Origin of the sequence: Microbacterium sp. MMO-113, assembly GCF_037148555.1 — a bacterium.
In the GTDB taxonomy this organism is placed as follows: domain Bacteria; phylum Actinomycetota; class Actinomycetes; order Actinomycetales; family Microbacteriaceae; genus Microbacterium.
Genome location: NZ_JBBCTD010000002.1, coordinates 448393 through 462051, shown reverse-complemented (window position 1 = coordinate 462051; position 13659 = coordinate 448393). Strand labels below are relative to the sequence as shown.

Here is a 13659-nt window from a genome sequence, read left to right as displayed (position 1 = left end):
TGTCACTCGTAGCTCGGCGGCACCCACAGCAGCTGCGCGGAGACGAGGCCCCGATCGCGGCTGACGATCTGCGCACGGCCGGGGATCGCGGGAACGGCCTTCACCTTGCCGATGAGCTGGCCCTCCTCGGGGCTGCCCGAGAGCAGGATGCCGGTCGCGCCCAGGTCGGTCATGCGCTGGATGATCGGATCGTACGCGGCGCGGCTCGCCCCGCCGGTGCGGCGGGTGAGGATCACGTGGAGACCGAGATCGGCCGCCTGCGCGAGCAGCGGCGCGAGGACCGCGACCGGGTTGCCCTGCGAGGTCGCCACGAGGTCGTAGTCGTCGATGAGGACGAACCCTTCCGCGCCCTTCCACCACGACCGGCTGCGGAGCTGGTCGGGCGTGACGTCCGGTCCGGGGATGCGGCTCCGGAAGAACTGCGCGAGCTCGCTCATCCCGCCCTCGGTCATCTCGTGCGAGGTGAGGTACGCGCCGAGGTACTCCTGCGGGATCTCGCCCAGCAGGGCACGACGGTAGTCGACGACGAAGATCTTGGCCTCGGTCGGCCCGTACAGGCGCGTGATCTCGTGCACGACGCCGCGGAGCATGGACGACTTGCCGGAGTCCGCGTCGCCGTACAGGTACAGCAGCGGTTCGGCGACCGGATCGATCGAGAACGGGGCGAGGTTCGCCTCGTCGATGCCCAGCAGCAGTTCGCGGGGCTCCGTGCCGTCCGGCGACTGCGCGGCCGCCACGGCGCGCAGGTCGGCATGGCTGATGCGCGAGGGCAGCAGCCGCAGCTTGGGCCCTGCCGGTCCGTGCCACGCCGCCGCGACGCGAGCCACGAGGTCGTCGATCCCGTCGGCGAGGCTCGACGCGTCGTCCACCCCATCGACGCGGGGCAGCGCCGTGAGCATCTGCAAGCCGCGGTCGTTGAGGCCGCGGCCAGGGATAGCCGTGACGTTCTCCGCGGCTTTGCGGTTGACCTCGGAGTCGGTCGGGTCGCCCAGGCGCAGCTCGATGCGGGTGCCGATGAGGTCTTTGATGTTCGCCCGGATCTCCATCCACCGCGCCGCGGTGATGACCACGTGGACGCCGTAGGTGAGACCGCGCGCGGCGATCGCCTGGATCTGCGGCTCGAGCATCTCGAACTCGGCGCGCAGCGTGCCCCAGCCGTCGACGATGAGGAAGATGTCGCCGTAGCCGTCGTCGGTGAGGCCCTGCGCGCGGCGCTGGCGATACGCGTCGATCGAGTCGATGCCGTGCTGCCGGAAGTACACCTCGCGGGCGTTCAGCAGGCTGGTGACCTCGGCCACCGTGCGGCGGACCACGTCCGGCTCGGAGCGGGTCGCGACGCCGCTGATGTGCGTGAAGTCCTGCAGGCCGGTGAAACTGCCGCCGCCGAAGTCGATGACGAAGAACTGCACCTCCTGGGGCGTGTGCGTGAGAGCCAGGGCGGCCACCGTCGTCCGCGCGAGCGTGCTCTTGCCGCTCAGCGGCGCTCCGACGATCGCCATGTGGCCGGCCGCGCCGCCGAGGGAGACCGCGAGGTTCTCGCGGCGCTGCTCCAGCGGCACGTCGACGATGCCGAGCGGGACCGTGAGCGCTCCCGCCTTCCGCCAGCGCGGGGAGACTAGACCGAGCGACGGGTCCTCGACGAGGTCGCCGAAGAGCTGGTCGAGGGTGGCCGGTGTCACCAGCGGCGGCAGCCACACCTGATGCGCCGCGGGGCCGCGTCCCTTCATGGACTCGACCGCGATCTCGAAGGTGTTGCGCTTCTCCTCCGGCTCGGCGTCGACCACGACCTCCGGCTCGTCCACCGGCGCCTCCGCCCGCCACACCGGCGCGGCGGTGAACAGCTCGACCGCGGTCGAACCCGTGCTCTGGCCGGAGCCGGACGAGGCCCGACGACGACGACGCGGCGGTGGTCCGGACACGTACGCGGCGCGGAACTGGGTCATCGTCTCGGTGTCGGACTTCAGGATGCCGGCGCCCGGCTGCGTGGGCAGGTGATAGGCGTCCGGCACGCCGAGGACCGTGCGGGACTCGGCCGCCGAGAACGTCCGAAGACCGATGCGGTAGGAGAGGTGCGTGTCGAGGCCGCGCAGCTTGCCCTCCTCCAGCCGCTGGGAGGACAGCAGCAGGTGCACCTGCAGCGAGCGGCCGAGCCGGCCGATGTTGACGAACGTGTCGACGAACTCCGGCTTGGCCGAAAGGAGCTCGGAGAACTCGTCGGCGACGATGAGCAGGGCGGGCAGCGGCGCCAGGTCGGTGCGTCCGCCGCGACGCGCCTTCTCGTAGTCGGCCACGTTCGCGAACGGACCGGTGGCCCGCAGCAGCTCCTGTCGGCGCACCATCTCGCCCTGGAGCGCGTCCTGCATGCGGTCGACGAGGGAGATCTCCTCGCCGAGGTTCGTGATGATGGCCGAGACGTGCGGCATGTCGGCCATGCCGGCGAACGTCGCGCCACCCTTGAAGTCGACGAGCACGAAGTTGAGCTGCTCCGGCGAGTGGGTCATCGCGAGCGCGAGCACGAGTGTGCGGAGCACCTCCGACTTCCCCGAGCCGGTGGCACCGATGATGAGGCCGTGCGGGCCCATACCCTGCTGCGCCGATTCCTTGATGTCGAGGATGAGCGGGCTGCCGTCCTCGGTCTGGCCGATCGGCACGCGGAGCCGGTCGCGCTCCAGTCGCGGTGCCCACGCGGCGTCGAGGTCGAGGTCGCGCACATCGGGAAGACCGAGGAGCTCGACGAGCTCGGCCTGGCCGGTCGCGCTCTTCTTGCTCGCGATCGCGGTGCCGCCCGAGTACAGGGCGATGAGCCGACGGGCGGTCGCCTCCGCCTCGACGATGGTGATCGCATCGGCCTCGAACGGCCGTGCGGGCACCTGCAGGCTGACGAGCTCGGCGCGCGTGCCGGCACCACCGGTCTCGAACGCGATGCGCAGGGCGTTCGGGTCGTCGAGATCGCCCCACCGAGCGGGCAGGTCGATCACGGTCACACCCTGGACGCCGTCGCCGGTGACGAGCGCGTCGTTGAACGACGTCGTGGCGCCGTCCGTGACGATGACGATGTGCGGCGTCTTCGGTCCGGAGCCGTCGCGGGCGAAGCGCGAGCGCTCGCGCACCTCGGGCGGCAGCATGTCCTCGAGCTCGGACAGCTGCGAACCGATCATGCGGGCGGCACCGAGGCCGTCGCGGACGGTGCGCGAGTGCGTGTGCGGCAGCCACTTCGCCCACTCCCACTGCGGGAGCACGCCGGCGTCCGCGGCGATGACGATCTGCAGCACGTCCGGGTCGTGCATGGTGGCCGCGTGCAGCAGCATGGCCCTGGCCAGCGCCCTGGTCTCGTCCTCATCACCGGTGATCTCGATCCGGGCGTAGTCGCGGAGGGTGACCCCGAGCGGGAGGTTCTTCTGGACCTCGTGCGTCAGCATGAAGCGGTGCGCGGCCGAGGCGGCGACCGGGTCGAGCTGCGCCAGCGGCGGGAGCTCTGGGGCTTCGAGCGTGACGCACAGCGGCTGATCGGTGACGCCCACCCGGACCGACAGGAAGTCGGGGTCGTTCACGCCGCGCTCCCAGACGCGGGTGCGCTCCTCCGCGAGGTACGGCAGGGTCGACGGCGCCGGCAGGTGCCAGTTCGCGGAGCGGCGCTGCTGGCGGGCGGCGACGCGGACGGTCTGCCGCAGCTCGGTGAGGTACGCCAGGTACTCGCGGCGGGCACCGAGCGTGGCCGCCTGCCGCTGGGAGCGTTGCCGCCAGCCGTTGACGGCGACGAAGCCGAGCGAGGACAGCAGGAACATGCCGCCTGTGAGCAGACCCGTGACGGACTGGTTCGACATGGTGACCATGACGATCGCGCCGACGCTGCCGAGCATCGGCAGCAGCGACCCGAGGATCCCGATGCCGCCGTCGTTCGGCTGCAGCTCCGGCGGGGCCTGGACCGGGAGCCTCCCGGAGGGGACGCGGGGCGGGGCGAGACGGGGTCCTGTCATGCTCTCTCTCCGGCGCTGCTGTCTGTACCTAGCAGGAGGCTGATGGTGAAGCTGCGGTTGCCCATGCGGACACGGTCGGCGTCGTCGAGCAGCACGCGCTCGCCGGCGACCAGCTCGGTCGTCTGGCCGTCGTCGCTGCGGACGTCGGAGCCGTTCGTGGAACCGAAGTCGGTCACCCAGGTGCGGCCGCGGGAGTGCTCGATGCGCAGATGGGTCTTCGAGACCGACGCGTCGGGGTCGGTGACGATGATGAGACGGTCGTCGTGGGCGCTGGCGACGGGGCCGCGCCCGAGGTTCGCGGCCACGGGGAGGGCGAGCTGCACCCGCTGGCCGGTGTCGAAGATGAGCAGCAGCGCCCCGGTCTCCGGCGCGGGAGCCTCGGCACCCGTCTGCGGCGCCGGGGCGGGGGCGACGGTGAAGAGCGGCCGATCCGATCCGGGTGTCGCCGGTTCCGGGGTCTCGGTGCGGCGGGAGGCCGCGCGGGCGTCGGTGGGCTGGGAGTCCTCGTCCACGACGGACGGCGACGCCACCAGCGGCACGACCTGCGGCGGAGCGAGCGGAGCGGCCTCCACCGCGGCGGGAGTCGGCGGAGCCTCGACGGCCGCCTTGGCGGGCACGGCGACCACGACGGTGCCGGCGACGCGGTCGGCCCAGGACTGCCGTCTGCCGCCGCGATCCCAGGCGCTGGAGGCGACGACCACCCAGCTGCCGACGGCCACGAGGAAGCCGGCGCCGGTGATGATGCCGCGGACGAACTGGCGCCCGATCCCCGGCGACCACGGCCGGTCGGCGCGGGCGCTGCGCAGGCGCAGCACCGCGTTGCCGAGAGTGAGGCCGGTCCGGGCTTCCAGCACCCAGAGGAACAGGGCGAGCTCGAAGACGGTGAGGCCGGCGAGCAGCACGCTCTGCGTCAACACGAGGACGAGGGCGGAGGCGAGGAACACGGCGGCCGCGTCGAGCGTGAAGGCCGCGATCCGCTGGATGGTGCCGGCGGGGGCTCCGCGGAAGGCGGGGCCGAGTCCCTCGGCAGGGCGAGGGAGTGTACGTCGCGACGAGGCGATCGGCGTGGGCGGCGCGGGCGTCTGGCGCAGCGGCGTGCCGTCGACGCCCGGGGGCGCCGCGATCAGGGCGGGCGGCAGCGCGGGGATCTCCCCTGGACGGTCTCCGCCGGGCGCCATCGGCGGGATCGGACCCCCGCTCGGCCAGGACTGTGATGGGCCGTTCCCGCTCATCCGGCCATCATTCCACGAACCAGGGAGAGCGCATTCGCGTACAGCAGGGCCGACGGCAGGGCGAGCGCGACGGCGAGCCATTCGAACGCGTCTCCGACCCGCGACCACACCAGCGACTTCGCGCCCTTGGACACCGGGATGACGACGGCGACCGCCGCCAACCCGACGAGGAACAGCATGGCCGCTCCCAGCAGATGGAAGCCGCTCCCGAGGGCCGCCGCGATCTGGATGCCGGCGACGAGGCAGACCACCGCGGCCGCGGCACGGGGGAACCACCGGAGGAGGCGCGAGGTGGTGTGCCGCGGCGTGAGCAGCAGGGCGAGCGCGAGGCAGCAGAGCAGGGCGATCCCGCCGGAGACCACGAACGCGTCGTCGGGCCAGGGCCGCAGGAACGCGACCGGAGCCATCACCGCGGCCACGATGCTCAGCACGGCGGTGCCCGCGATGAGCCGTGCGGAGGATTCGTCGACGACCGCGGTGATGCGCTCCGGACGCAGCAGCCCGACCGAGTCGGGGATGGCCCCGCGCACGGTCCACCGGCTGGTCATGAAGTGCTTGTAGTCGATGAAGTAGCCCTCGGGCAGGTTGACGAGGCTGCTCGGGAGGGCACGCAGGCCCAGTGGCACGAGGCCGAGCGAGAGGGCGGCGGCCTCCGCCTCCCCCCACCGCAGCAGCAGGGCGAGGCCCCAGACGGCGGCGAGGCCCACGAGCAGCACCGTCGCCGTCCCCGCCGCGGCGCGCATCGGCCGAGCCCTGGCCGTGACGGCGATGATCGCGGTGGTGATGCCGGCCGCGAGGAACCCGGTGGCAGTCGACAGGTGCGACGCGTCCTCCAGCCCGGCCGGGATGAGGAGCGCGCCGGCAGCGAACGACAGCAGCACGGGCGCGAGCACCCCGAGGATGCCGCGCACTCCCGCCGCGGAGTCGCGTCGCGCCCACGCGACGGCGCCACCGACCGCGCCCGCGGCGACGAGGAGGGCGACGAGCAGCCGGATCAGGGGGTCGACGGCGCCCTGGGCGAAGACCGCCACGAGCAGCATCCCGCTCACGGCCAGCAGCCACCACCGTGCGCCGTGGTCGACGCGCGTCGGGCCCGTCGCCTTCTCCACCGGGCGCGCCTGCGGAGCCAGAGCCGTGCGGTCGATGAGCGCGTAGAGGCCGCCGTCGACGAGGTCTTCGCACTCGGTGTCGCCGGGGATCTCGTATCCCCCGGGGCCGATCGTGACGAACCGGTCCGCGTCGGGGATCCCGCTCAGAGTGAGCGCGTCCTCCAGCGTCTCGTCGAGCGGCAGGGAGAGGTCGATGCGGCGGTCTTCGCTCTGGAGGACGATCCGACGCCGCTCTACGATCTCGACTGACACACCTGCACCCTATCCACTGCGCACGACTCTCGCTGCGGGGCACCGCCTCCGGCGTTCCCGGGGTTCACGATGCCCCCGCGTCGACCCTCGTACCGCGCCTTCTCGAACCGGAGCGGCGTCATTCAGTCGGTGGGTTCGTCGCGGGATCCGGCGCGAGCGCCCTTGGCGCGGGGGCCAGCTTCCTCGTCGTCCTCCAGCTTCGGCGCGATAGGACCACCGAGGCCCGAACGCTTCGCCTTCTCCTCCTCGTCGGCGCCACCGGCGCCGCCCATCATGCCCATGCCGGGTCGGCCACCGGCACCTGCCGCGCCGGAGGACCCGGTGCCCGAGGCACCCGCCCCGCCGACGCCGCCGGCACCGGCCATACCGCCAGGGCCTCCTGCTCCACCGACGCCGCCGACGCCGCCGACCGCGGAGTTTCCGAGCAGACCGCCACCGGCCTTGAGCCCAGCGCCTGCGCCCGGCCCCAAGCCGGCACCGCCGAGTCCGCCCATGCTGCCGAAGCCGGCGATCTTCGAGCTCGCCGCGATCGCCGCCGCACCGGCGCCACCGCCCACGATGCCGCCGAGGCCGCCGCCGCCCGCACCGCCGGGGACATAGCCCCCGGGACTGGTCGGGTATCCGCCGCCGCCGCCCGTGCCGCCAGGGCCGCCGGGAAGCAGACCACCGCCGGGAGAGTCGATCGAAGGATCCTTCCCGCCGGGAAGCCCGGGGCCCTCGCCACCCGGCACGACCGGGTCCCATCCGATCCCCGGTCCGCTCGGATTCGTCGGCGGAGTGGGGAAGGTGGGGTGCACGGGAGGGGTCGGAACGGGCGGCTGATAGGTGCCGATGCCGCCGCTGGGCGGCGGAGTACCGCCGACACCGGGGGCGGAGCCGGACGGCACGCCGCCGATTCCCGGGGAACCGATCCTTGGGGCATCGATCTCTGGGCCACCCGTGGGCCCGTCGTCGATCCTCTCGTCGGAGGACTCAACGAAGCCGACGCCCGAGAGCTCTTTGGACGCGGCGCTCAAATCCCTCGTGGGGCGGACCAGGGACCTTTCGACGGCCTCGACGATCTTCCGTGCCGCCTCCTCGCGCTGGTTCCCGAGGAAGTCTCCGATCACGTCCAAGGCCTTGTCGGCGGCGAGCGGTCCCAGCACGGGGTGGACCACGAAGGAAGCGCCCTTCGCTGCGTTGGCCCAGAACGGATCGACTGCGGCTGAGGGAAGTTCCGCTGAGGCCGCCGTGCGCCGTGCTTCGTTGCCCTCGCCGACGGCCGAATCGATCACGGTCACGATGTTCCGGATTCGGGTGAACTTCTCCCGGATCTCGTCGACAGCGGCCGTAGCGGCTTCCGCCGAGCTCCCCGTCCAGAATTCCGACTTTCGGGCCTTCGCGAGCGCACCGTCCAGCGACTCCAGCGCGTGGATCAGCGCCGACGTCTTCGGGATGATCGAATCCGACAGGGCTCGAATGCGATTCAGCTCCGCCTCGTACCCGCCGCTCTGCTTACCGGCCATGGTTGCCCCCTTGTTCCGTTGTCCGTCGACGTGATGATCGTGTCAAGACGATCGCGAGAGTGATGCCGCCCACGACCAGCACGGCAACGATGACACCGCCGATCACCCACGGCATCGCCGACACATCCGATGGTTGCTCAGCCCCGCCGGGCGCGGAAGAGGGTCGTGGACTCGCTGTCGCATTCTCCCGATCCTGTGCCGCCTTGACCTCGTTCACCATCGCGAGTGACGGGGAGGCGTTCGGATCATCAGTATCGAAGATCGGATTCTCATCCGGATACTTCGTCGGATCCACCGCCAGCATCCCGGTGAGAGACGCAGCGCCGTATCCCGTGCCGGAGTTCCACTCGGGGTCGTGTTCGCCCTTCGTGCCCGTGTTGTGAATCAGGCTCTGTATGAGCTGTCCCGCCGACGCTTCGGGGTACTTCTGCTTCACGACTGCCAGCATTCCCGCGACGATCGGCGTCGCGTACGACGTCCCGGACCCGAGCGACTGCGCCTCCCACGAATCCGACGCGCCCTGCAACAACAGACCGATACCCGGTCCTGCCGTGACGACGTAGTCGCTGACATTGGGCTTCCCGTACTGCCCGTTCTGGATCTTGCCGTCCTCGCCGAACGCCTGCACAGCGACCACACCGTTCAACGCGGCCGGCAACACGTCGATGCCATCGTCGTTGCCCATGCCGGCGACAACCACCACGTCGTTGGCGTACGCCTCCGCGATGCCCTTCGAAGCGTCGGTACCGAACGAGGAAATGGAGATGATGTCCGCCCCATCCGCCACCGCATCCGAGATCGCGTGATCCAGCCCTTCCCAACCGTCCTCGTCGAAACTGGTGCCGTCCTCCTGGAGACACTCGGCATCTTCGCCGCGTTCGTTCGCCACGCCGTCAAGGACTGGCGCGGTGTAGAACAGCAACTCCACCCCGGGCGCGACGCCCTTCACCGGGGCACCCCCGGGCGGCGCCTCCCCCGTTCCCACGATCATCGACGCCACTCTCGTCGCATGCGACGCGGCGACGTAATCGGTCGAGATCGCCGGATACGGCGCTCCTGAGGGATCCAGACAGTACGACGGCTCTCGCACTGTCACGTCGGCGCCGCGAAGACCGATCACGTCGGGGTTGATCTGACTGTCGATCACGGCCACCTTCACCCCGGATCCGTCGAAACCCGCATCGTGAGCCGCCTGGATGTTGCCCCGATCAAACCACCACAAACCGGATTCCGCCGTTCCGGCGGCAGCAACCGACGGCGCCAGGACAGCCAACGCAAGCCCAGTGATACCGACAGTCGCGGCGAACCCGCGGTACACGCGCCGCATCAGTAGTCGGCGTCCTGGGGCTCGGTGGAGGAATCGCTAGCATCGACCTTCACGCCGTCGCTCAACCCGCCGTCGACCGGAGACGACGACGCCGCCTGCTCGACCGCGGAGTCCAGGAGGGACACGATGAGCTTCGTCTCATCCGCGAGGGCGGCATCCTGCTCGGCCAATTGGAGGACAGCAGCCCGGATGGCGTCATGCGTACTCTGCAGGTTCTCAAGGGCCCGCTCGGTCGCAGCTCCCATCTCTCTAGCGGCGTCCGAGACGGCCTGATGGAATTCACGCGTCGTGTTCGACACATCGCCTTCGGCGACAGCCACCTCTGCAGGGCTCGGAAACTCCTGCAGTTCGCGCAGAAGCCGCTTCAGCTCGGCGAACACTCCATCGAAGTCGACTGCGATGCTCATCGACGCCCCCTCTTCCTTCCTCCGGCGATCCCGTCACGCCTGCTGTACCGTCCGGCGTCTCACCGAAAAGCACAGCAGACGGCGCGGGCCCGACGCATCGCTGCGCCAGACCCGCGCCCCGGGTTCACGCGCCGAAGCGCCCCGCAGCCGACTTGTCGGTCTGCACGTACTGACCCGAGATCTCCTCGGTCTTCCCGGCGATCTGCGTGAGCAGCTGCTGCATCTCGCTCAGCGAACGGTTCCACTTGGCCTGCGCCTGGTCGTAGGCCTGCTGCGCGGCACCATCCCACGCCGCACGCAGCTTGCTGACCTCGGACTCGAGGCGGTCCAGCTCGGAACGAATACCCTGCGACCCGCTGCGGATCTGCGCCGCGAGAGCGTTGACCTGCTCCGGGCGAACGGACATCGACTGCATCATGTTCTCCTTGAAATCTCTGCGGTCTGCGCTCAGGCGCCCATCATCGAGCCGAGGCCCGCGATGGTCTGCTGGTGGGATTCTTCGGTCGCGGCCTGGTCGCGCTCGGTGCCCGCGAGGGCATCCTCGAGCGTCACGAGGACCTCGTTGAGCTGACGAGCCTGCTCGTCCCACCGCGACATCAGCGTGGTGAAGGATGCGGCAGCCGCACCCGTCCAGAACCCGCGCAGCTGCTCGATCTCACCGCGGACCTTCTTGGTCTGCTGATCGATCCCGGACTTCGTCTCCCGCACGGCCTGGGCTCCGCGACGCAGAGCCCCCTCTTCTGCGGAGATGACATCAGTCATTTCTCACTCCCTCCGGTCCCCATGAGGACACACGCGGGGGAGCGCCTTCCCGATACGGGACGACTTCGGAACAACCCCCGACAATCTGTTTCCGCACATAGGCTAAGGCAGGTCGGTGCCCATTTCCAACGGCCTGGACGGATCCGTATCGAAATTTCCACGGTGTATCGATAAATGAGTTTCGCAACCACGGGTGTGCGTGGTGCCTCAGTCGAGGTCGACGACGATCGCACCGGAGGCGTCCCGCCGCACGGTGCCCTCGACGTCAACCGTCTCCTCCTGCGGACCACTCGGCCGGCGGAAGCTGACCGCATACGGAGCGGACACGCGCACTTCCTGGCCGGCGGCCAGGGCGAGCGGCTCCTGCCGGTTCCAGACGACAGATCCCCCGTCGACCGTCCCCCTGTAGCCTTCGTTCGCGACGCCATCTGCCACGATCGACGGGCAGTCGTCGCCGACGAGCCCAGAGGCGGTGCACGAGGCCAGCAGGTCGTCGATGCCGGCCTCGATATCGACCGCCGCATCGGCGCGGAGCACCGGATGAAGGATCAGGATCTTCGAGAGCATCTCGGCTCCCGGCGGCGGCTGGATCGTCTCCGGGTCCACGGGGTACTCCACGGCGAACGGCTCGCCCTCGCCCCCGTCGGGATCGATCGTGGTGAGACCCTGCTCTCCGGGGTAGTCGAGCTCATAGACTCCCGGCAGAAGCCGCAAGGCCTCCGTCGTCGCGAGATCGAAGACGCCCGACTCCTCGATCGCGATGTCCCCGGGGATACCCTGCCCGTCGAAGTAGAGTCCCAGATCCGCCCACTGCTCTACCCGTGCCTCGCCCCCGACCGTCGTCGTACTGACGGTCAGGGTGCGAGGCTCGTCGTCGCCGTCGAGGCGGTACTCGACGGTCACCGACGCCGCCGAATCCGACCCCGTGACCGACGTCACCCGAGCATCCACAGGGCGCACAGCGTCGGCGTATACGTCGTCATCGAGCGCGACGGGGCTCACCACGGACGGATCACTGAGCAATGCGCCCGCGCCCTGGGCGTCCCCTTCGATGAGACGCTGGAAGAAGGTCGACACCACCTGCTCCGCGCCCGTCTTCGCCACGTTGCCGAACGAGCACCCCGCTACCGACAGCGTGAGCACAGCCACCGCGAGGCCCGCACCCCACCGCGCAGACACCGACGTCATGACAGGCGAGCTACCGGCCACCGCCCGAAGTCGGTGCCGACGGTGTTCGATGCACTCGCGCGGAAGCCCTCGAGGTCACTGTTGGATTGCATCCCGAATTCGAAGATCAGCGCGACCACGGCCTGTACAGCCTCCAGCACCCTCGCGATGCACTCCGCGATCGGCTCCGCCATCTCCAGCCACTTGATCGGGTTCGCCTGAATGAACTGTGCTCCGAGCGGGATCGCATCGATAGCGAACGCGACGACCTCTTCGTAGAGGTTCCACCACAGCTGGATGATGTTGTCCGAATGCGTGCGGAGGTAGGTACGCATGTTGTCGATGTGTGGAATCAGTCCTTCGAGGGCAGCCCGCTGGCCGGCTGGCACGTTCGCATAGTAACGACCCATGCCGTCCTGCCAGCTCGATGTCGCGTAGAACTTGTCGTCACCGAGACTCCCCACGACGCCGGTGAGCACGACATTGATCGCGTCCCATTCGTTGGCCATCGCCTTCAGCGCGAAAGGGTTGCCCGGGCTCAACAGCTGCGCGACCTCGGCGGCGATGGCCTCGGCACCCCGGGCGGCCTCGTCGAGCTTCGCCAGCACTGCGGGCTGGTCGGCGATCAGCCGCTCGATGTCCTTCCACGCAAAGTAGAAGCCGGAGATCGGGAACAGGACCGTGAGCAGCCCCTGGCCCACACGCTCCCACCCTGAGGGCCAGTCAACTTCTTCTACATCCGTCTTGCACTCCGCGATCTTCTCCTCGACCTTGCGGATCTCGGGTGTGATCTTCTCGACGCCAGCGTCGAAGTCTGCCTGGCTGGTTGGAACACCCACAGTTACATACCCTCCGTAGAACGCAGAAGACGGCCCCTGCCTCGCCCTGCCCTGGCGAGTGCGCGCATATCAACCACCGCTGGCCTCCCGATCAGCGGACTCGATGTTCGTCGCGGTCCCGCGCAGAGCCTCCGCAATCCGAGCAGTCTCGGCCACGCCTCCATCGAGGAGAGTCCGCAGGCGTTCCAGAACGTCCGCGTATGCGCGCGTGGCTCCGAGTCCATGCGTGATGCCGTCGAACGCTCCGAAGGGGAGCGTCGCCCCCTCGGACATCAAGGTCACCGCCTTGCTGAACTCTCCCGATACGCTGTCCCAGCGCGTCGCATCCAGGCGGAGGTCGCCGACAACGGCATCAGTGTCCAGGTCGGTCATGGGTTCCCCTTCGTTCGACAGTGAGATCTCTCACGAGCTTCGTCCTCGACGCGCGGCGTCCTTGAGCGCGCGGAGGCGCTTGAACTCGGTCACGGCCGGGTAGCGGTCGCGCATGAACTGCGCCACCTCAGCGCCGGTGCGGATGGCCTGCGCCACAAGCGGGCGCGCGGTGTCGGCGATGTCTCGGCCTGCGGCGAAGCGCAGCCAGGTCGAGTCGAATGTCACGTTTCCGAGCGAGCCACCCACCGCCGTGACGGTGACGTTCCCGTCCGCACTGGTCAGCGGCTGCCGGGCGCTCAGCTTCTCCTCGAACGTGGCGACGTAGTCCGGCTGTTCGCGACTCACCTCGATCAGCAGCTCGGCGGGGATGTCGGGGACAGATGCCCCCTCGCGAGCGTCGACTGCACCGTGACGCGTGTTCGCCGTCTCGAGCCGCGCACGCTCCCGCGTGACGTCGAGACGGGTTCGCTCCGCGCGACTGTAGGCGATGAACACCGCAGGAGCGAGAGATTCGGGATCGATCCTCGACCGCCAGTCGTCGGCGATGGTCAGATCATGAAGGTCGCCGTCGTCGAGCAAGAAGACCGACACCGATTCGGTGTCATCGTGCCCGGCGTGGCCGACGATCGCTTCTTCCTGCTCTGACGCCGTGCCGTAAGGGTTCCAAGACATGGAGGACTCCCGATGATCGTGATGGAACGGTAGGACGG

General features: G+C 69.7%; 12 protein-coding genes. All 12 read right to left on the bottom strand.

What is annotated here, in order from left to right:
* Positions 1-2: 2 nt before the first annotated feature.
* The 12 genes from eccCa to WFJ36_RS08935 all read right to left on the bottom strand — a co-directional run bounded on the left by eccCa (position 3) and on the right by WFJ36_RS08935 (position 13621).
* Positions 3-3977 carry a type VII secretion protein EccCa gene (gene eccCa, locus WFJ36_RS08990; protein ID WP_071327726.1) on the bottom strand — a complete coding sequence of 1325 codons (3975 nt, stop codon included), beginning with the start codon at positions 3975-3977 and terminating at the stop codon, positions 3-5.
* Positions 3974-5155: an FHA domain-containing protein gene (locus WFJ36_RS08985; RefSeq protein WP_071327727.1), complete on the bottom strand. Its 1182-nt coding sequence runs from the start codon at positions 5153-5155 to the stop codon at positions 3974-3976. The genes eccCa and WFJ36_RS08985 overlap by 4 nt, the downstream gene beginning before the upstream one ends.
* 50 nt (positions 5156-5205) lie before the next feature.
* On the bottom strand, positions 5206-6570 hold the full coding sequence (locus WFJ36_RS08980; RefSeq protein ID WP_071327728.1) for a hypothetical protein: 1365 nt from the start codon (positions 6568-6570) through the stop codon (positions 5206-5208).
* Positions 6571-6692: 122 nt separating this feature from the next.
* Positions 6693-8075 (bottom strand): hypothetical protein, encoded by a 1383-nt coding sequence (locus tag WFJ36_RS08975; RefSeq protein WP_071327729.1) that lies wholly within the window; start codon positions 8073-8075, stop codon positions 6693-6695.
* Positions 8065-9402 carry a S8 family peptidase gene (locus WFJ36_RS08970; RefSeq protein ID WP_083391626.1) on the bottom strand — a complete coding sequence of 446 codons (1338 nt, stop codon included), beginning with the start codon at positions 9400-9402 and terminating at the stop codon, positions 8065-8067. Before WFJ36_RS08970 ends, WFJ36_RS08975 begins: the two co-directional genes overlap by 11 nt.
* Positions 9402-9809, bottom strand: coding sequence for a hypothetical protein (locus WFJ36_RS08965; RefSeq protein WP_336643154.1), 408 nt, complete (start codon positions 9807-9809; stop codon positions 9402-9404). The genes WFJ36_RS08970 and WFJ36_RS08965 overlap by 1 nt, the downstream gene beginning before the upstream one ends.
* Positions 9810-9933: 124 nt before the next feature.
* Positions 9934-10215: a WXG100 family type VII secretion target gene (locus tag WFJ36_RS08960; protein WP_081811619.1), complete on the bottom strand. Its 282-nt coding sequence runs from the start codon at positions 10213-10215 to the stop codon at positions 9934-9936.
* A 41-nt stretch (positions 10216-10256) separates the two neighbouring features.
* Complete coding sequence (locus WFJ36_RS08955) at positions 10257-10571, bottom strand: WXG100 family type VII secretion target (protein WP_071327732.1); 315 nt, start codon at positions 10569-10571, stop codon at positions 10257-10259.
* Between the two features lie 207 nt (positions 10572-10778).
* Complete coding sequence (locus WFJ36_RS08950; RefSeq protein WP_071327733.1) at positions 10779-11759, bottom strand: hypothetical protein; 981 nt, start codon at positions 11757-11759, stop codon at positions 10779-10781.
* On the bottom strand, positions 11756-12577 hold the full coding sequence (locus WFJ36_RS08945) for a hypothetical protein (protein WP_071327734.1): 822 nt from the start codon (positions 12575-12577) through the stop codon (positions 11756-11758). Before WFJ36_RS08945 ends, WFJ36_RS08950 begins: the two co-directional genes overlap by 4 nt.
* A gap of 69 nt (positions 12578-12646) precedes the next feature.
* Positions 12647-12949, bottom strand: a complete 303-nt coding sequence (locus WFJ36_RS08940; protein WP_071327735.1) for a hypothetical protein — start codon at positions 12947-12949, stop codon at positions 12647-12649.
* Positions 12950-12979: 30 nt separating this feature from the next.
* Positions 12980-13621, bottom strand: coding sequence for a hypothetical protein (locus WFJ36_RS08935; protein WP_292787576.1), 642 nt, complete (start codon positions 13619-13621; stop codon positions 12980-12982).
* Between the last annotated feature and the right edge of the window lie 38 nt (positions 13622-13659).